Source organism: Maribacter sp. R77961 (assembly GCF_044594925.1).
Lineage (GTDB): Bacteria > Bacteroidota > Bacteroidia > Flavobacteriales > Flavobacteriaceae > Maribacter.
Window position 1 is genome coordinate 338,132 of the sequence record NZ_CP138991.1, and the last position, 18,307, is coordinate 356,438.

Annotated in this window: 20 protein-coding genes and 4 tRNA genes; 15 read left to right on the top strand and 9 right to left on the bottom strand. The window is 36.9% G+C overall.

The features are described 5' to 3' along the window. Positions 1-8: 8 nt before the first annotated feature. The 9 genes from trpB to SJY09_RS01360 form a co-directional block, all read right to left on the bottom strand. Positions 9-1,190, bottom strand: coding sequence for a tryptophan synthase subunit beta (trpB, locus tag SJY09_RS01320; RefSeq protein ID WP_396637179.1), 1,182 nt, complete (start codon positions 1,188-1,190; stop codon positions 9-11). Positions 1,191-1,269: 79 nt separating this feature from the next. Next, entirely contained in the window at positions 1,270-1,869 is a 600-nt protein-coding gene (locus SJY09_RS01325; protein WP_396637180.1) for a phosphoribosylanthranilate isomerase, read from the bottom strand. A gap of 81 nt (positions 1,870-1,950) precedes the next feature. After that, on the bottom strand, positions 1,951-2,733 hold the full coding sequence (gene trpC / locus SJY09_RS01330) for an indole-3-glycerol phosphate synthase TrpC (protein ID WP_396637181.1): 783 nt from the start codon (positions 2,731-2,733) through the stop codon (positions 1,951-1,953). Beyond that, the gene (gene trpD, locus SJY09_RS01335; protein ID WP_396637182.1) at positions 2,730-3,725 is read right to left on the bottom strand and encodes an anthranilate phosphoribosyltransferase; all 996 of its coding nucleotides are present in this window, start codon (positions 3,723-3,725) and stop codon (positions 2,730-2,732) included. The genes trpC and trpD overlap by 4 nt, the downstream gene beginning before the upstream one ends. Positions 3,726-3,791: 66 nt before the next feature. After that, complete coding sequence (locus tag SJY09_RS01340) at positions 3,792-4,379, bottom strand: anthranilate synthase component II (RefSeq protein WP_396637183.1); 588 nt, start codon at positions 4,377-4,379, stop codon at positions 3,792-3,794. After that, the gene (locus SJY09_RS01345) at positions 4,380-5,777 is read right to left on the bottom strand and encodes an anthranilate synthase component I family protein (protein WP_396638580.1); all 1,398 of its coding nucleotides are present in this window, start codon (positions 5,775-5,777) and stop codon (positions 4,380-4,382) included. Positions 5,778-6,028: 251 nt separating this feature from the next. After that, complete coding sequence (locus tag SJY09_RS01350; protein WP_396637184.1) at positions 6,029-6,616, bottom strand: YceI family protein; 588 nt, start codon at positions 6,614-6,616, stop codon at positions 6,029-6,031. Positions 6,617-6,646: 30 nt separating this feature from the next. Next, positions 6,647-7,279, bottom strand: a complete 633-nt coding sequence (locus SJY09_RS01355) for an NAD(P)H-dependent oxidoreductase (protein ID WP_396637185.1) — start codon at positions 7,277-7,279, stop codon at positions 6,647-6,649. A gap of 1 nt (position 7,280) precedes the next feature. Continuing rightward, complete coding sequence (locus SJY09_RS01360) at positions 7,281-7,727, bottom strand: MarR family winged helix-turn-helix transcriptional regulator (RefSeq protein WP_396637186.1); 447 nt, start codon at positions 7,725-7,727, stop codon at positions 7,281-7,283. A gap of 131 nt (positions 7,728-7,858) precedes the next feature. Here SJY09_RS01360 and SJY09_RS01365 point away from each other — a divergent pair, with 131 nt between their 5' ends. The 15 genes from SJY09_RS01365 (at position 7,859) to tuf (ending at position 18,240) form a co-directional block, all read left to right on the top strand. Further along, on the top strand, positions 7,859-8,170 hold the full coding sequence (locus tag SJY09_RS01365; protein WP_396637187.1) for a rhodanese-like domain-containing protein: 312 nt from the start codon (positions 7,859-7,861) through the stop codon (positions 8,168-8,170). Positions 8,171-8,228: 58 nt separating this feature from the next. Beyond that, on the top strand, positions 8,229-9,509 hold the full coding sequence (locus SJY09_RS01370; protein WP_396637188.1) for a DUF2851 family protein: 1,281 nt from the start codon (positions 8,229-8,231) through the stop codon (positions 9,507-9,509). Between the two features lie 9 nt (positions 9,510-9,518). After that, positions 9,519-9,746, top strand: coding sequence for a PspC domain-containing protein (locus SJY09_RS01375; RefSeq protein ID WP_099574523.1), 228 nt, complete (start codon positions 9,519-9,521; stop codon positions 9,744-9,746). Between the two features lie 2 nt (positions 9,747-9,748). Next, complete coding sequence (locus tag SJY09_RS01380) at positions 9,749-10,756, top strand: potassium channel family protein (protein WP_396637189.1); 1,008 nt, start codon at positions 9,749-9,751, stop codon at positions 10,754-10,756. A gap of 91 nt (positions 10,757-10,847) precedes the next feature. Next, the gene (locus SJY09_RS01385; protein ID WP_396637190.1) at positions 10,848-12,458 is read left to right on the top strand and encodes an alanine/glycine:cation symporter family protein; all 1,611 of its coding nucleotides are present in this window, start codon (positions 10,848-10,850) and stop codon (positions 12,456-12,458) included. A gap of 12 nt (positions 12,459-12,470) precedes the next feature. Continuing rightward, on the top strand, positions 12,471-13,367 hold the full coding sequence (locus SJY09_RS01390) for a ComEA family DNA-binding protein (RefSeq protein ID WP_396637191.1): 897 nt from the start codon (positions 12,471-12,473) through the stop codon (positions 13,365-13,367). A gap of 4 nt (positions 13,368-13,371) precedes the next feature. Further along, entirely contained in the window at positions 13,372-14,541 is a 1,170-nt protein-coding gene (locus SJY09_RS01395; protein WP_396637192.1) for an acyl-CoA dehydrogenase family protein, read from the top strand. A gap of 389 nt (positions 14,542-14,930) precedes the next feature. Beyond that, a complete protein-coding gene (gene rpsU / locus SJY09_RS01400; RefSeq protein WP_047244701.1) occupies positions 14,931-15,125 on the top strand; it encodes a 30S ribosomal protein S21 in 195 nt (64 codons plus the stop codon). Between the two features lie 93 nt (positions 15,126-15,218). Further along, the gene (locus tag SJY09_RS01405; protein ID WP_396637193.1) at positions 15,219-16,109 is read left to right on the top strand and encodes a tyrosine-type recombinase/integrase; all 891 of its coding nucleotides are present in this window, start codon (positions 15,219-15,221) and stop codon (positions 16,107-16,109) included. Between the two features lie 49 nt (positions 16,110-16,158). Continuing rightward, positions 16,159-16,461: a ribosome hibernation-promoting factor, HPF/YfiA family gene (hpf, locus tag SJY09_RS01410; protein WP_396637194.1), complete on the top strand. Its 303-nt coding sequence runs from the start codon at positions 16,159-16,161 to the stop codon at positions 16,459-16,461. 101 nt (positions 16,462-16,562) lie between these two features. Then, positions 16,563-16,636, top strand: a tRNA-Thr gene (locus tag SJY09_RS01415). Positions 16,637-16,663: 27 nt separating this feature from the next. Next, positions 16,664-16,745: transfer RNA gene (locus SJY09_RS01420), tRNA-Tyr, on the top strand. A 39-nt stretch (positions 16,746-16,784) separates the two neighbouring features. Beyond that, a tRNA-Gly gene (locus SJY09_RS01425) sits at positions 16,785-16,857 on the top strand. Positions 16,858-16,928: 71 nt separating this feature from the next. Then, a tRNA-Thr gene (locus SJY09_RS01430) sits at positions 16,929-17,000 on the top strand. Positions 17,001-17,055: 55 nt separating this feature from the next. Next, a complete protein-coding gene (gene tuf / locus SJY09_RS01435) occupies positions 17,056-18,240 on the top strand; it encodes an elongation factor Tu (protein WP_396637195.1) in 1,185 nt (394 codons plus the stop codon). Positions 18,241-18,307 lie beyond the last annotated feature (67 nt).

Sequence of the window (18,307 nt, forward strand, 5' to 3'; positions counted from 1 at the left end):
AATAAAATCTATAGTTTAAAATAATCTATATAGGTGTTTAAATCCTTATCACCACGACCGGATAAGCTAATTACAACCACATCTTCCGGTTTAAACTTTTTATGTTCAAAAATGGCAAAAGCATGTCCCGTTTCAATAGCAGGAATAATACCTTCCAGTTGGGATAATTCTAAACCTGCGGTCATGGCCTCGTCATCCGTAGCGGAATAAAACTCCGCTCTTCCAGATTTGTGTAAATGTGAATGCATGGGTCCAACACCTGGGTAATCCAATCCTGCTGAAATGGAATAGGGCTCGGTTATCTGTCCGTCCGTTGTTTGCATCAACATGGTTTTACAACCATGGATAATACCTACTTTGCCTAGGGCAGATGTGGCCGCACTTTCTCCAGATTCAACTCCCTTACCAGCAGCCTCAACAGCAATAATACCAACTTCAGGTTCGTCTAAAAAGTGATGGTAGGTACCGGCGGCATTACTGCCACCGCCGATACAGGCGACAATGTAATCAGGATTTTCACGCCCTTCTTTTTCTTTTAACTGCCATTTGATTTCCTCTGATATAACCGATTGAAACCTAGTGACCATATCGGGATAAGGGTGGGGTCCAATAGCCGAACCTATAATGTAGTGGGTGTCTACAGGATTATTAATCCAATCGCGAATGGCTTCGTTGGTGGCGTCCTTAAGTGTACGGCTTCCTGAAAGTGCCGGTCTTACTTCTGCACCAAGCATTTTCATCCGCGCTACATTAGGTGCTTGTCTGGCAATATCTATTTCACCCATGTAAACGATACATGCCATGCCCATAAGCGCACAGACAGTGGCGGTAGCTACACCATGTTGTCCTGCGCCAGTTTCGGCTATAATTCTTGTTTTGCCTAATCTTTTGGCCATTAATATTTGACCAATAGTATTATTAACCTTGTGTGCTCCGGTATGGTTTAGATCTTCCCGTTTAAGGTAAATTTTGGCTCCATGTTTTTCAGAAAGACGCTTTGCAAAATAGAGTGGTGACGGCCTGCCTACGTAATCTTTTAATAATTGATGGAACTCTTTTTGAAAAGAATCCTCGTACATTATTTTCAAGTAGTTACGGCGTAACTCTTCTACGTTAGGGTATAGCATTTCAGGAATAAAAGCTCCCCCGAATTCTCCGTAATATCCTTTTTCGTCTGCGTGATATTTCATTGTTGTCAGTTTTAAGTTGACGGTTCTGAGTTAATTTTCTAATATATTTTCAACAGCAAACACTGTTTTTATTCAGTATCTAATTACTGATTCTTTTTTTAAACTCTTCTAGCTTTCCTACCTCCTTTAGCCCAGGTTCTATTTCGAACTTACTGTTCACATCAATAGCATGACAGTACTGGGATTCTGGTCTTTTTATAAACGCATTGATCGACGCTAGTTCGTCTAAACCTATTCCACCACTTAAAAAATAGGGTTTTTTAGAAGGGTAGTTTTTTAGCAAGCTCCAATCAAAGGTATATCCGTTTCCCCCAGGAAGTTTTCCTTTAGTATCGAATAGATAATAATCGCAAACTCCTTCAAAGGGCGTTAATTCCTTGAAGTCGAAACTATCCTTAATGGAGAAGACCTTAATTATTTTAAGATGCGGAACCGCTTTCTTTAACGCTTCGCAAAAAGCGGGACTTTCCTTTCCGTGTAATTGTGCCAATAGAAGCCCGTACTCTAGTGCCAAGCTTTTAATTTCATCCACATCGGCATCTACAAACACGCCTACTTTTTTAACACTATGTGGCAAGTGTGGCATAATTCCATTAAAAGAACGTTTGGAAGGTTTCCAGAAAATAAACCCAAGATAATCAGGTTTTAAAGCGGCAATTTCGGTAGTGTTTTTATTCATACCGCAGACCTTTAACTTTAGGGGACTGTTTTCCCGAGAGTTCTGATTATGATTCTTTTTGGTATAATAGTATTCCACTGCTTATTTTAATTTTTTAATGAATTCCGAAGCACTTTCCCCGGGATTATCCGTTTTCATGAAATTTTCACCAATTAAAAAGCCTTGGTATCCATACTGTTTTAAATCTTGAATGGCTTCAATAGCACTAATACCACTTTCAGAAACTTTTATAAAGTCGTCCGGTATCATTAACGAGAGCGACTTGCTGGTTTCTAAATTTACCTTAAAGGTTTTTAAATTTCTATTATTTACCCCTAGCATATCTAAACTAGGCATAATAGATTTTTGTAGCTCTTCTTCATTATGTACTTCTAGCAAAACATCCATACCCAAACTTTTAGCAAGTTCTGAAAAGATTTTAATTTCGGTTTTTGTTAATACGGCAGCAATTAATAGGATTGCATCCGCTCCAAAGGCTTTTGCCTCTAGAATTTGATATTCATTTACAGTAAATTCTTTACGCAGCAGCGGCATGTTTACGGAGGCTCTGGCAAGTAATAAATCTTCCAAAGAACCACCAAAATACTTAATATCGGTTAAAACGCTCATTCCGCATACACCTGCGTTTTGATAGCCTTTGGCAACAAGGCCCACATTGGTGTTTTGGTTTATGGAATCCTTTGAAGGAGAACGTCTTTTGTGCTCTGCTATAATTCCGGTAGCACTATTTTTTAAGGCATGTGCTAAGGAGCTGCAAGAGCGGTCAAAAAGCACGGATTGTTCTAGTTGAGATGAAGGGATGATTGATTTTTTCAAATCAACTTCCTTGCGTTTATCTGCTATTATTTTATCTAAAATGTTCATGCTGCGCTGATTGCTTGTAATTTTTTTAATGCGGCTAATCCTTTGCCACTTAACAACGATTCTTTGGCTTTTTCAAAACCTTCTTTAGGTGGGATACGCTGCACTGTTGCTATGGCTATGCCCGCATTAGCACAAACAACGTTGTTTTGTGCTTGGGTGCCTTTGCCATTTAGGACATTCATAAATATTTGTGCGGATGTGGGGATATCATCACCGCCAACAATAGCACTTGCGTTAATTGCCTTGACCCCGAAGTCGGAGGGCTTTAAAATTGCCTCTGATCCATTGGATATGGTCTTTGTGTCTCCTGTTAGACTTATTTCGTCATACCCGTCTAGTGCATGTAGAACGGTGAAATTTTTATTCGTATTCTGATAAAGATAACCATACATACGTGCAAGTTCTAGATTAAACACGCCTACCATTTGGTTATTAGGAAAAGCAGGATTAACCATTGGCCCTAACATGTTAAAAAATGTTTTTACACCAAGTTCCTTGCGAATGGGAGCCACATTTTTCATTGCTGGGTGAAACAACGGTGCATGTAACACACATATGCCTGCTTCATCAATAGATTTTTTAAGGAAATCTGCCTCATTACTAAATTTTATGCCCAAGAATTCCATGACATTACTACTCCCGCATTTGGAAGAAACTCCATAATTCCCATGCTTAGTAACTTTGATACCGGCTCCTGCTGTAACAAAGGAGGATAGGGTAGATATATTAAAAGTATCTTTTCCGTCTCCGCCTGTTCCGCATAAATCGATAGGATTATAGGCCGATAAATCTACTGCCAAACAGAGATCCAGTAAGGCATCGCGAAAGCCCTCCAATTCCTCTATGGTAACGCTCCGCATCATGTACACGGTTAAAAATGCCGCGATCTGACTGGTATTGTAATCCCCTTTGGCAATATTGACCAAGATATTCTTGGCATCCTCCTTTTCTAGGATTTCGTGATTGATCAATCTATTTAATGTTTCCTTCATTTTATTTTGGTTATAGACCTGTCGGGTTTTGAAAATCTGACAGGTCTTGCTAACAATTTATTTTCTTTACGCTTCCTTTTGCGACTTTGGGGCATTTATCCAATTCTTCAATAGTTGTTTCCCGTCCGGCGTCAAGACCGATTCTGGATGAAATTGTACCGCCCGTATATCAAATTCTTTGTGGCTTAGGGACATGATCTGTCCGTTTTTATCAAAGGAGGTAGCCTCTAAACAGTCCGGTAAATCGGTATGCACTACCCAAGAATGGTATCTACCTACTTCTATTTTTTTTGGTAATCCCTCAAAAATATAATCATCCTGTACAATTTCTATTTCCGTGGCAACACCATGATAAACTTGATCTAGATTTATTAGACTTCCACCAAAAACTTCAGCAATGGCTTGTTGTCCAAGGCAGACACCAAAGATTCGTTTTCTTTCCGCATATTCCCTGATAATGGTTTTTAGTAGTCCTGCTTCATCCGGAATTCCAGGGCCAGGCGAAAGTACTATATGTTCAAAATTGTCTACCTCTTCCAAGGATAGCTGATCATTTCGTTTTACAACAACCTCACAATTTAAATCTTCCAGATAGTGCACCAAATTATAAGTGAAACTATCATAATTGTCAATCATTAATATTTTCTGTCCCATTTAAATTGTTTCAGCTATTTCTAAAGCTTTATTTAAAGCTCCAAGTTTATTATAGGTTTCTTGCAATTCATCTTCAGCATCAGAAGCGGCTACTAATCCTGCACCCGCTTGAAAATGCAATTCATGATTTTTACTCAAAAAGGTCCTGATCATAATAGCATGATTAAAATTTCCGTCAAAGTCCATAAAACCAATAGCCCCACCATAATATCCTCTATTCGTTTTTTCATATTTTTCAATAAGCTGCATAGCCATGTGTTTTGGAGCTCCACTTAATGTTCCGGCAGGAAAGGTATCCGCTACAATTTTCAAAGTAGAAATATCCGTTTTTTTCATTCCTGTTACTTTGGAGACCAAATGAATAACGTGGGAGAAATACTGAACCTCTCTGTAAGTTTCCACATTTACTAGATTACCGTTTCTGCTAAGGTCGTTCCGAGCTAAATCAACTAACATCACATGCTCGCTATTTTCTTTATCGTCTTGTGCTAATTGTTTGGCCAATTCAGCATCTTGCTCATCATTACCTGTACGTTTATATGTTCCCGCAATGGGATGAATTTCTGCTTTGCCGTCCTTTACAATAAGTTGAGCCTCTGGCGAACTCCCGAATATTTTAAAATCTCCGTAGTCAAAAAAGAATAAATAAGGCGATGGGTTAATGGATCTTAAGGCTCTGTAGACGTTAAACTCATCTCCTTTAAAACCTTGGGTGAACCTTCTGGATAATACCAATTGAAAAACATCCCCGCGCTGGCAATGTTTTTTGGCGAGCGCTACATGTTCTTTAAAAGCATTGTCTTCCAGGTTTGTTTTAACCGCACCTTCTTTTGAGAAATTATAGGAAGCAAAATTCCTGATTTTTAAAACCTGTTCTAATTGAGGGATATTATTTTCAGATTCAAAACAGTGTGCGAATAAATAGGCTTCATTTTTAAAGTGATTAATGGCAATGACGTTTTGATATACGGCATAGTAAATGTCAGGAATGGCAACGGAATTATCTTTCTTAGAAATCTCTATACTCTCGAAATAACGAACGGCATCATAGGCCATAAAGCCAAAAAGGCCATTGGTAATAAATTTCAAATTTTGATTTTCTACCTTAAATTGTTTGCTAAAGCTGTCTATTTCCTTGGTAACTTCAGTTTCTTTGGATATCTGAATCTCTTCTTTTGTGCCATCCGGAAATTCCTTGGTGATGACTTCATTTTGCACTTTAATAGATGCTATGGGATTACAGCAGATATAGGAGAAACTATTGTCATTGGCGTGGTAGTCACTACTTTCCAATAAAATGCTGTTCGGAAACTTATCCCTTATTTTAAGATAAACACTTACAGGTGTAATGGTATCTGCCAAGATTTTTTTAGAATGGGTTTGAAGTTTAAAGGACATCATAAATGTTATAAATTAAAAAAGGCTTGTCGTGATGACAAGCCTTTATATATTTTTAAATAGGGACTAGTTCACGAATACTGTCGTAAATTATTCCACCACCAAATATTGTTCGTTATTTTCATTAGGTCAAAGATAGAAAGGAATTTTAAAGCCACAAATTTTCTGCACTTAAAAATAGAAATCCCCTTGAAATTTCTTTCAAGAGGATTCTTAAATACTCGTTTAGATTTTTAATTTTTCAGAAAAAACTACAGGGCAAGATCTACAACTAAATCAAAATCGTCATATATAGCTTTATCACCTAAGTCATCAAAAAAGCTACCAGAGCCATACCTAACATCAAATTTAGAACGGTCTACTTTTATAGTTGCGGTTGCTTTGTTTTCGAACATTGAAACAACTAGTGTTACGGGCTTGGTGATTCCTTTTATCGTAAGGTCCCCCGATACACTATAGGACTTAGCATTTTTGTCAAATGCTTTTACGGAAGTAAAAACTAATTTAGCCGTTGGGTGATTGGCTACCCCAAAGAAATCATCTGACTTTAAATGCCCTTCTAATTTCTCTTTTCCATTACCTGCGGTCATATCCGTGTTGGTAATGCTTGTCATATCAACTACAAATTCGCCGCCAGTAAGTGTTTTCCCCTCCATCATCAAATAGCCGGATTTAAGATTGATTTTACCTTCATGCGAACCCGTTACTTTGTATCCTTTCCAAGTAACTGTACTTTGTGCTACGTTTACCTCTTTCTTTTCACCATCAATTGGTGTTGTTGCTGTTGCGGAAAAACCGAAAACTAAGGCTAATGCGATACTTAATACTGTTTTTTTCATCTTTTTAAAGTTATTGTGTTTGTTTTAAATTTATAGGTGTGTGAATAATGTTTGTTTTGATTTACGAACCTTGACATAATGTTGGGTTTCGTCTTCAGCGGATCTATATCCTATAGGCAAAACCACTGCAGTATTCATGTTCTTACCATCGAGACCAAGGATTTTATTATATGCTTCAGCCTCAAAACCTTCCATAGGACAGGTATCTATTTTTAATTCTGCTGCAGCTTGCATTACATTTCCCAAAGCAATGTAGACTTGTTTTGCAGTCCAAGTTTCTTTGGAGGATAAGGGTAAATCTAATAATTTGGATTTAGCAAATTCACCGTAACCCTTTAATTCTTCGATTGGAATATTCCTTGTTTCCGATACATTCTGTAAGTAATCATCAACCAATTCTCCACCAAAATCAGATTGGTTGGCAAAAACGAGTAGGTGAGAAGCATCGGTAATTTGAGATTGTCCCCATGAAACCGGTTTTAATTGCTCTCTTATAGTCGTATCTGTAATAACAAATACATGATAGGGCTGCAGTCCGTAAGAAGAAGCACTAAGTTGGGTAGCCTCTAGTAATAGTTCTAAATCTTCATCCGATATCTTTTTTGAGTTATCAAATTTTTTAGTGGCATAGCGCCAATTTCTGTTTTCTAAGGTGTTGTTCATTTTAAAATTTATCTAATAATCTATTTAATTGTTCTAGTTCTGATTTGGTAAAGTTGTCTAGAATCTGTTCTTCCTTTTCAAATAACATGCCATCAATATCATTGAGAAAATTTAATCCCTCATCGGTTATTTTTATTTCTACTTTTCTACGGTTATGCTCACAAATGCTTCTGATGACATAACCCTTCTTAATGAGCTTGTCCACCAAACGTGTAGTATTACTCATTTTAGTGACCATACGTTCATTTATAGTAGATAAATTGGCAGGTTTTCCTTTCTGCCCTCTTAAGATTCGTAAAACGTTGAATTGTTGTAGGGAGATTTCAAAAGGTTTAAGAAAACAGGAAATCTGTTCGTTTACCTTATTGTAAACCAAGGATAGATGAATAAGTGTCCTCTTTTTCAAGGGGATTTCTATACTCGTTTTAATAACCTGCTCTACATTCATGTATTTACAATATTTGTATATACAAATGTATGTTTATTATTTAGTGTTGATATGAAAGGTGAATTAAATTTTTGTTAAAACTTAAGGAATGTATTTTCATCTAGATCGTTTATTTTTGAAAAAAAAGAATTATGGCAGATTTATCACAAGAAGAGTGGGCATCCAAGTTGAAAAACGATACCAATGCTTTTGTATTAGATGTTAGAACGCAGGAGGAGATAGAGGATGGAATTATTCCGAAAGCCGAGAATATTGATATTTATTTGGGACAAGAATTCCTGGATCAATTAGAAAAACTGGACAAGTCAAAGAATTATTACGTGTATTGTAGATCAGGAAATCGTAGTGGCCAAGCCTGCGCCATTATGAACAGTATTGGTTTTAAAAACACGTACAATTTGGAAGGCGGTTTTATGAACTGGGAAGGTGATGTCCAAGAATAGCTGAAAATTAATAAGATTTTTAGAACCTGCTATAAGGCAGGTTTTTTATTTTTAAGTAATGAAAGAGGACCTTCTTCACTACATCTGGAAATATAAAAAATATCCAAATACTCGTTTAAAGACAACATCTGGTAGTGCTGTTTTAATTAAAGCGGTTGGAATGCATAACCAATTAAGTGGTTCTGATTTTTTTAATGCCAGTTTGGAAATAGATGGACAAATCTGGGCCGGCAATGTTGAAATTCATTTAAAATCTTCTGATTGGTATGCTCATAATCATGAAAAAGATACTAGCTATAACAATGTTATTCTACATGTAGTATGGGAGGATGATGTTTCTGTTTTTAGAGCTGACGGTTCTGAAATACCTACCCTTGAACTAAAGAATTTTATTTCTGACGAATTATTGGTCAACTATAAAAAGCTATTTCACGGAGCGAAGGATAGAACAATAAATTGCCAATCCGATATAAAGATAATTTCGGATTTTACTTTTAATAACTGGATGGAAAGGCTTTATTTTGAAAGGCTAGAGCACAAATCTCAAGTAATTTCAGAACTACTTGAAACATCTAAGAACGATTGGGAAAAAGTACTATTTATTCTACTATTCAAAAACTTTGGGTCTAAAATAAATGGAAATCACTTCTTTGAAATAGCCAAGAGCTTAGATTTTTCCATTGTTCGTAAACTATATAATAAACCCTTAGAACTAGAGGGGCTGCTTTTCGGACTAACAGGATTGCTCTCTAACGTAAATGAATTAGACCCTTATCAGAAGAAACTTAAAACTGCTTTTGATTTTTTAGTACATAAACACGAGCTTACTGGTGATGTGTTTGGGAAAGCGGAGTTTTTTAAACTGAGACCGTCTAACTTCCCTACTATTAGACTTTCACAATTTGCGGCACTTTATGCTTCCAATAATAATCTATTTCAAGATTTAATGCATTTAGAAGGTAGGGATTTGAGTGCGCTTTTTAATTGTAAGGCAAGTAGTTATTGGGATACTCATTTCACATTTGGAAAAACTTCGGGTAAACGAGCTAAGACTATTTCCAAGAAATTTATAGACCTTTTGGTCATCAATACCATTATGCCATTGAAATTTTGCTATCAAAAACATAATGGAATTCCATTAACAGATTCTTTTACACAAGACATAGAACATATCGCTAAAGAAGATAATGCTATTATCCAAAGATTTTTGGATTTAGATGTAACTGTGGAAAGTGCCAAGGATACTCAGGCCTTATTAGAACTGTATCATAATTATTGCTCCACTAACAAATGTTTACAATGCGCCGTTGGAACAGCGTTATTAAATTTAAAGCATTAAATTTATCTAATGAATGCCTTATATAATTTGTTGCATTATCTTCAGAAGAGAGGTTTTGAAGTTTGTAGAAGAATTGCTGAGCGTTTAGGAATACGGGCTCGTGTTGTCCGGACTTCATTTATATACCTAACGTTTGTAACCCTTGGTTTTGGTTTTGCACTTTATCTCTTTTTAGCTTTCTGGCTCAAAATAAAGGATTTAGTCTACACGAAAAGAACCTCTGTCTTTGATTTGTAATTATGGTTAAACTATTCCGTTCAAAAATTTATTTTGCATTGGTTTTAATGCTGTTGGTACTCTTATTCGGAGTCCTAGGATATCGGTTCATATCTGATTATTCTTGGATAGATGCCTTCTACATGACCATAATAACGGTTACTACGGTAGGTTTTTCAGAGGTGCGGCCTATGGGTCCAGAAGGCAAGATATTCACCGTATTGCTAATCATTACTAGTGTTTTTATAGTTGGTTTTGCGATATCGGTTATCACCGAGTATATTTTAAGTAGAAATTCTTTACAACTTTTAAAAAAGAAAAGAGTGAAAAATACCATTGAAAAATTATCTGACCATGTTGTAGTATGCGGATTTGGCCGAAATGGAATGCAGGCTGCAGAACGCCTAAAAGCCTATAAAACACCTTTCGTCGTAATTGAGAGGGATAAGGAACTCATTGAGAAATATGATAATGAAATTCTTTTTGTAGAGGGCGATGCAAATGATGATGAGGTTTTGCTCGAGGCAGGAATAAAGAGAGCAAAATTTTTACTTACCGCTTTACCAGATGATGCTACCAACTTATTTGTGGTATTATCAGCTAGACAGCTCAATGAAAAGTTATTCGTTATAAGTAGAGCTTCCTTAGTGAATTCGCAAAAGAAATTAGTTTTGGCAGGTGCCAATAAAGTAATAATGCCAGATAAAATCGGAGGTGACCATATGGCCTCCTTAGTGGTAATGCCAGATTTGATAACTTTTATGGACAAGCTTTCTATGGAAGGTGGGGATACAACTAATTTAGAGGAAGTGGCAATAGAGGATTTTGCAGACCAAGTAGATTGTAATTCGTTGAGAGATTTGGATTTGCGCAGGAAAACGGGCTGTACTATTATAGGTTATATTGCTCCGGACGGGGAGTATATTATTAATCCAGAGGCAGATTTAAAATTACAACCAAAAAGTAAAGTAATTGTTCTTGGCAGGCCGGAACAAATTAAAAGATTGAACGAGATGTTTCATATCGCATAAGTATCTTTTGGAGATATATTTGATTCCGTACATTATTTTTAAGATATTGCCAGACTTACAAACTAATTAATTACTAAAAAAACCAAAAATTATGAAGTATAGACTTCTAACTTTTCTTACCCTATTAGTGCCGTTTATTACTTTTTCACAAGAAAAGGGATTAGATGAAATTGTGAATGATGCTTTTATGCCTTTTGCAACCTGGTGGGAAAACACAGTCTTAACGTCCATTCCTATTGCAGGATATAATATTCCGATTGTATTAATACTTCTAATTTTAGGTGCTACCTTTTTTACCATCTATTTTAAATTTCCGGGGATTACAAAATTTCCTTTGGCAATTAATGTAGTTAGAGGTAAATATGAAGAAATTGAAAAATATGGTCTTGAGAAGGTAGAAATGCACATGACCGAAGATGGCGATATTCCAGATACCATAAGAGATGAAAGTGAGGAAGGTGAGGTTAGCCATTTTCAAGCACTTGCAACAGCTGTTTCTGGAACTGTTGGTTTAGGTAACATTGCGGGTGTTGCAGTGGCTATAGCACTGGGAGGACCAGGAGCTACGTTTTGGATGATAGTTTGTGGTTTAATAGGCATGTCCACAAAATTTGTGGAATGTACCCTTGGTGTTAAATACCGTGATGTTGGTCCTGACGGAACTGTTTATGGTGGCCCTATGTACTACCTGTCTAAAGGTTTAAGCGAGAGTAATTTTAAAATTCTAGGAAAGGTTCTGGCGGCAATTTTCGCTATTCTATGTGTTGGTGCTTCCTTTGGTGGGGGTAATGCATTTCAATCCAATCAAGCGGCGGTACAACTTACGACGATGTTAAACTTAGAGGGTGGTGCTACAGGTGTTATCATTGGTGTAGTTCTTGCCATTCTTGTGGGTATTGTTATTATTGGTGGTATTAAGAAAATTGCTAGCGTAACTGAAAAAATAGTTCCATTTATGGCCGGTATATATGTATTGGCTTCTTTGGTAATCATTTTTGCAAATATCAAATATATAGGAGATGCTTTTGGGATGATATTCGCCGGGGCTTTCGCTCCAGATGCTGCAATAGGTGGTATCGTAGGTGTAATTATTGTTGGGTTTCAAAGAGCGGCTTTTTCTAATGAAGCAGGTGCAGGTTCTGCCGCTATTGCTCACTCTGCCGTTAAAACAAGATATCCTGCAAGCGAGGGAATTGTAGCCTTGTTGGAGCCTTTTATTGATACCGTGGTTATCTGTACCATGACTGCTTTAGTAATTATATTCTTTAACATGGACGCAGGTGCCTTTGATTACGGAAATGGTGTTGGAAGCACCGTGCTACTTAATGATACGGGAGCTTATGTAGGAGGTGTAGATTTAACGTCAATGGCTTATGACTCTGTTATTCCCGGGTTCAGATATGTCTTAACTATAGCCATAATATTATTCGCTTTTTCTACAATGATATCATGGTCTTACTACGGACTTCAATCTTGGAAATATCTTTTTGGAAGAGGTAAAACCGCTGATATTGTTTATAAGGTTATGTTCTTGCTGTTCGTTGTTATTGGAGCTGCCGCGACATTAGATGCAGTGATTAAGTTTTCTGATGCAATGATTCTCGCATTGGTATTTCCAAATATGATTGGCTTGCTTATCCTTTTTCCTAAAGTAAAGAAAAGTCTTAGTAAGTATCTTGAAGCCATTAAAAAAGTATACTAATTACATCATAGATTGAAAAGTTTAAAATCCCACTTTAAGTTCAGTAAACAGGAACGAAGTGGGATTTTCTTCTTGTTATTAATTCTAGTCGCTTTCCAAATTGTTCGTTTTTTTATTAGAGAATCTAGCACTAATAATGACTCACTATTGCTTCCGGACGTCGAAACTCAAGAAGAGTTAGATAGGTTGAAAAAGAATCGGCCTAAAAAAGATTCTTTGATGATTTATCCATTTAATCCAAATTATATTACAGATTTTAAAGGGTACACCTTGGGCATGTCCGTGGAAGAAATTGACCGTTTGCATCAATTCAGGGCCAATAAAAAGTTCGTGAATAGTAAAGAAGAATTCCAAAAAGTGACACTGGTTTCAGATTCACTTTTGCAGGAAATTGCTCCTTATTTTAAATTTCCTGATTGGGTAACCGAAAAAAAATCATTTAAAAACGTTAAGGAAAAGTTTCAAAATAAATATGATAAGAATATCGGATACACTCAAAAAGCCGCTAAAAAGGATTTAAATAGCGCAACGGTCCAAGAATTGAGAAAAGTAAGTGGTATTGGGGAAAAACTATCCGCAAGGATTGTGAAATTCAGAGACCGGTTAGGAGGTTTTCTCGTTAAGGAACAATTATTTGATGTTTATGGACTAGAACCAGATGTGGTGCACCGGGCGTTTGAGGTTTTTGAGATGCAAAATCCACCTGATATAAATAAAATTTTCATTAATTCGGCATCTGCTGAAGAGTTATCCAAGTTGGTATACATAACGCAAAGTGTTGCCCAAAGTATTGTAGACTACAGGGATGTTAACGGAAGTATCAATTCCTTTGACGAATTATCGGAAATCGAAGATTTTCCGTCGGACAAGATTAAGAGAATTGCCCTATATTTGTCCTTAAAAAAATAACGCTATGCAAAGTATGTACTTCACTGAAGAACATCAATTATTTAGACAGAGTCTCCAAGATTTTTTACAAAAAGAAGTAGTACCACACATCGATAAATGGGAGGAAACCGGTACTATAGATAAGTTTATTTGGGAGAAGTTCGGAGAGATGGGCTATTTTGGTCTTGCTACGCCTGAAAAGGATGGAGGCCTAGGGTTAGATTTATTCTACACCGTAATACTCTTAGAAGAGCTCCAAAAAATAAACTCAGGTGGATTTGCGGCGGCTATTTGGGCACATGCGTATTTGGCAATGACACATCTTAATAAAGAAGGTGATGATGCTATTAAAAAACAATATCTAGAGCCTAGTATAGCAGGTAAGATGGTTGGTTGTTTATGCGTTACAGAACCATTTGGCGGCAGTGACGTAGCAGGTATGCGCAGTACTGCGATAAAGAAAGGAGATTCATATATTCTTAATGGCTCTAAGACTTTTATTACGAACGGGGTCTATGCAGATTATATGATAGTAGCGGCAAAGACAGATACTAGTATGGGTAATAAGGGTATTAGTATTTTTGTGGTTGATAGAAAGAGTAAGGGTGTTACGGCGAATAAATTGAATAAATTAGGTTGGCGGGCTTCTGATACCGCAGAACTTGCCTTTGATAACGTTGTTGTGCCCGCTACAAATTTAATGGGCGAGGAGAATAAAGGTTTCTCCTATATTATGGAGCATTTTGCACTAGAGCGCCTCATAATGGGTATTAATGCACACGCAAGAGCAGAGTTTGCGCTGGAGTATGCCTTGCAGTATATGTCGGAAAGAGAAGCTTTTGGAAAGCGGATAAACACTTTTCAAGCCTTACGGCATCGCATAGCAGACCTTTATGCGGATATTGATATGTGCAGGGAATATAACTACTCGGTTGCCTACAGGCTGGATAAAGGCGAATACGTAGTAAAGGAAGCTACTATTTCTAAATTAAAATCGACGAAAGTTGCTGATGAGGTTATTCATGAGTGCTTACAATTTTTAGGTGGCTATGGTTATATAGAGGATTATCCCTTGGCTAGATTATTTAGAGATAGTAGATTAGGTCCAATTGGTGGCGGCACTTCTGAAATTTTAAGGGAAATTATCGCCAAAATGGTAATCGACAAGAAAGACTATAAACCTGCTACGAATTAGGTTGAATCCTGTTTTGGCGAAAATCGAACACCGATTTGCCAAAATGGTAATCGACAAGAAAGACTATAAACCTGCTACGAATTAGGTTGAATCCTGTTTTGGCGAAAATCGAACACCGATTTGCCAAAATGGTAATCGATAAGAAAGACTATAAACCAGCGACGAACTAGATTTATTTATGTTTTGGCGAAATTGGGGCATCGATTCGCCAAAATGATAATCGATAATTTGTTTAGGAATGTCCTTTAAGTAAGATTAAGGCAAGAAGATGGCCTTATTATTTTACGGGCTTTTAAATAAGTTAGAGTTATTTTGAATAAGGGGTTGTTAATTGTAAATAAGTTTATATATTTGCCGCCTTAATCATTAAAGAAAGGAGGTTGTAGCCCATGTTAATAATACCAGTAAAAGAAGGAGAAAACATAGATAGAGCTTTAAAGCGCTTCAAGCGAAAGTTCGATAAGACAGGTACCATGAGACAGTTGCGTAAAAGGCAGCAGTTCACGAAGCCTTCTGTAGAGCGCAGAGCGCAGATACAAAAAGCACAATACATTCAAGGTTTAAGAGATCAAGAAGAAATTTAAGCTTTTATTTATTTGAAATATCAAAATCCCGTTTAAAAACGGGATTTTTTGTTTTTAATAGGCGAGCCAATAAAGACTTTGGTAACTTTGAGTATGACACTGGATAAATTTATTTCCTACATCTCCTTAGAAAAGAACTATTCGCTTCATACTGCTAATGCTTACCGATCGGATATTGAGGCTTTCCGTTCTTTTTGTGTTTCCGAATTCGACATAAGGGAAATTGAAGAAATACCGTACTCCTTAATTAGGAGTTGGGTGGTTGCCTTATCGGAAGGCGGTCTGTCCAATCGTTCCATAAATAGAAAATTAGCTTCGCTAAAGGCTTACTATAGGTTTCTACAAAAAATTGGGGAGATAGCGTCAAGTCCGCTGGCAAAACATAAAGCTCTTAAAACTTCAAAAAAAATAGAGATACCATTTTCGGAAACTGAAATGGAATCGGTCTTATCTAAAATTTCATATGCTGATAATTTTGAGGGAAAAAGGGATAAGCTCATTATTCATGTACTCTATACTACAGGTATGCGTAGGGCAGAACTTATTAATTTAAAACTGGTCGACCTTGATTTTGAGAGACAGATTATTAAAGTACTTGGAAAACGAAATAAAGAAAGAATAATTCCCATGCTTACTGAAACAAGTCAATATTTCTCTTCTTATGAGGAGGAGCGCGCTAGACTAGAAGAAATCAATGATGATCAGTTTGTTTTCTTGTCCAAATCTGGAAATAAAATATATGAGACACTTGTTTATAGGATAATAAATAAGTATTTTAGAGAGGTTTCCTCTAAGGTGAAGCAGAGTCCACACATCCTTAGACATACTTTTGCGACACACTTGTTAAATAAAGGGGCGGATTTAAATTCTGTTAAAGAATTATTAGGGCATTCAAGCTTAGCCTCAACGCAGGTTTATACGCATAATAGTATTACAGAGCTGAAAAAAGTGCATGCTAAGGCGCATCCTAGGGGAAGTGAATAATTCATTCGTTTAACATACCCGGTATTTTGAGGGTTTAAATTTTCGGTCTATGAAAGTAAATACACAATCGGTAAATTTTAATGCAGACGTAAAATTGATAACCTTCTTGGAAAATCGTCTTGATAAATTAGAAACTTTTTACGATAAGGTTATTAGTTCTGACGTTTACTTAAAGGTGGAGAATACAAGCTCAAAAGAGAATAAGGTGGTAGAGATTAAGCTTAATGTTCCTCGAAATAAATATATAGTAAAAAAACAATGCAAGTCTTTTGAAGAAGCTGTAGATTCTGCTTGTAACTCATTAGAAAGAAAGCTCATAAAAAGAAAGCAAAAATCACGTTTACAAACGTGAAGAAAATTTTTGTTATTTTATTTTGAATAAACAAATAAATCAATACATTTGCAGTCCGTTAGAAATAGCGGACTTTTTTATGCTGTAAAAGGTGTAAAATCGCCGATGTAGCTCAGCTGGCTAGAGCAGCTGATTTGTAATCAGCAGGTCGTGGGTTCGAGTCCCTCCATCGGCTCATACGTTCTTAAAATACTGGTTAAAAGGGGAGATACTCAAGCGGCCAACGAGGGCAGACTGTAAATCTGCTGACTACGTCTTCGCAGGTTCGAATCCTGCTCTCCCCACTTTAACTTAAAAATAGTATTCAAATATTGAAATTATAAGCGGGAGTAGCTCAGTTGGTAGAGCGTCAGCCTTCCAAGCTGAATGTCGCCGGTTCGAACCCGGTCTCCCGCTCTATATTTTTTGACGAAAGTCATTCCTGCGAAGGCAGGAATCTACTCTAAAAAGTAGGTTCAACACTTTACGCCGGTGTAGCTCAGGGGTAGAGCGTTTCCTTGGTAAGGAAGAGGTCACGAGTTCAAATCTCGTCATTGGCTCAATTAAGGTATAAATTTGTACACTAATATAAACTAAGATTAAAATTTAATAAACATGGCAAAGGAAACTTTCGATCGTTCCAAACCGCACTTAAATATTGGTACTATTGGACACGTAGATCACGGTAAAACTACATTGACTGCAGCTATTACAACTGTATTGGCTAACGCAGGCTTATCAGAACTTAGAAGTTTCGATTCTATCGATAACGCACCTGAGGAAAAAGAAAGGGGTATAACAATTAATACTTCTCACGTAGAATATTCAACTGCTAACCGTCACTACGCACACGTTGACTGTCCTGGTCACGCAGATTATGTTAAGAACATGGTTACGGGTGCTGCCCAAATGGATGGTGCTATTTTAGTTGTTGCAGCTACAGATGGTCCTATGCCACAAACTCGTGAGCACATCCTTCTAGGTCGCCAAGTTGGTATACCTAGAATTGTTGTTTTCATGAACAAGGTGGATATGGTTGATGATGAGGAGCTTATTGAATTAGTAGAGATGGAAGTAAGAGAATTGCTTTCTTTCTATGAGTACGATGGTGATAATGGTCCTGTAATCGCTGGTTCTGCATTAGGTGCATTGAACGGTGAGCAAAAATGGGTAGATACCGTTATGGAGCTTATGACTGCCGTAGATGATTGGATCGAACTTCCTAAAAGAGATGTTGAGAAAGATTTCTTAATGCCTGTAGAGGATGTTTTTACGATTACGGGTCGTGGTACTGTTGCAACTGGTCGTATCGAGACTGGTATTGCTAACACGGGTGATGCTGTTGATATCATTGGTATGGGGGCTGAGAAATTAGCGTCTACAATTACTGGTGTTGAGATGTTCCGTAAGATATTAGATAGAGGTGAAGCGGGAGATAACGTAGGTATCTTGTTAAGAGGTATTGAAAAAGCTCAAATTAGCCGTGGAATGGTAATCTGTAAGCCAGGTTCTGTTAAGCCACATGATAAATTTGAAGCAGAGGTTTATATCTTGAAAAAAGAAGAAGGTGGTCGTCATACACCATTTCATAACAACTACCGTCCACAGTTTTATGTAAGAACTACGGATGTTACAGGAAACATTTCTCTTCCTAGTGGAGTTGAAATGGTTATGCCTGGAGATAACTTAACTATTACAGTAGAGTTGATTCAGCCAATTGCACTTAGTGAAGGTTTACGTTTTGCAATCCGTGAAGGAGGTAGAACAGTTGGTGCTGGTCAGGTTACAAAGATTTTATAGTCTTTAAAGAATAGTTTAAAATAGTGTTACATTAAAAGGGTGTCCCGTTTTTACGGGATACCTTTCG

Coding starts and splice junctions, on each gene's coding strand:
- trpB (WP_396637179.1), bottom strand. CDS start 1,190: ATGAAATATCACGCAGACGAAAAAGGATATTACGGAGAATTCGGGGGA.
- SJY09_RS01325 (WP_396637180.1), bottom strand. CDS start 1,869: ATGAATAAAAACACTACCGAAATTGCCGCTTTAAAACCTGATTATCTT.
- trpC (WP_396637181.1), bottom strand. CDS start 2,733: ATGAACATTTTAGATAAAATAATAGCAGATAAACGCAAGGAAGTTGAT.
- trpD (WP_396637182.1), bottom strand. CDS start 3,725: ATGAAGGAAACATTAAATAGATTGATCAATCACGAAATCCTAGAAAAG.
- SJY09_RS01340 (WP_396637183.1), bottom strand. CDS start 4,379: ATGGGACAGAAAATATTAATGATTGACAATTATGATAGTTTCACTTAT.
- SJY09_RS01345 (WP_396638580.1), bottom strand. CDS start 5,777: ATGTCCTTTAAACTTCAAACCCATTCTAAAAAAATCTTGGCAGATACC.
- SJY09_RS01350 (WP_396637184.1), bottom strand. CDS start 6,616: ATGAAAAAAACAGTATTAAGTATCGCATTAGCCTTAGTTTTCGGTTTT.
- SJY09_RS01355 (WP_396637185.1), bottom strand. CDS start 7,279: ATGAACAACACCTTAGAAAACAGAAATTGGCGCTATGCCACTAAAAAA.
- SJY09_RS01360 (WP_396637186.1), bottom strand. CDS start 7,727: ATGAATGTAGAGCAGGTTATTAAAACGAGTATAGAAATCCCCTTGAAA.
- SJY09_RS01365 (WP_396637187.1), top strand. CDS start 7,859: ATGGCAGATTTATCACAAGAAGAGTGGGCATCCAAGTTGAAAAACGAT.
- SJY09_RS01370 (WP_396637188.1), top strand. CDS start 8,229: ATGAAAGAGGACCTTCTTCACTACATCTGGAAATATAAAAAATATCCA.
- SJY09_RS01375 (WP_099574523.1), top strand. CDS start 9,519: ATGAATGCCTTATATAATTTGTTGCATTATCTTCAGAAGAGAGGTTTT.
- SJY09_RS01380 (WP_396637189.1), top strand. CDS start 9,749: ATGGTTAAACTATTCCGTTCAAAAATTTATTTTGCATTGGTTTTAATG.
- SJY09_RS01385 (WP_396637190.1), top strand. CDS start 10,848: ATGAAGTATAGACTTCTAACTTTTCTTACCCTATTAGTGCCGTTTATT.
- SJY09_RS01395 (WP_396637192.1), top strand. CDS start 13,372: ATGCAAAGTATGTACTTCACTGAAGAACATCAATTATTTAGACAGAGT.
- rpsU (WP_047244701.1), top strand. CDS start 14,931: ATGTTAATAATACCAGTAAAAGAAGGAGAAAACATAGATAGAGCTTTA.
- SJY09_RS01405 (WP_396637193.1), top strand. CDS start 15,219: ATGACACTGGATAAATTTATTTCCTACATCTCCTTAGAAAAGAACTAT.
- hpf (WP_396637194.1), top strand. CDS start 16,159: ATGAAAGTAAATACACAATCGGTAAATTTTAATGCAGACGTAAAATTG.
- tuf (WP_396637195.1), top strand. CDS start 17,056: ATGGCAAAGGAAACTTTCGATCGTTCCAAACCGCACTTAAATATTGGT.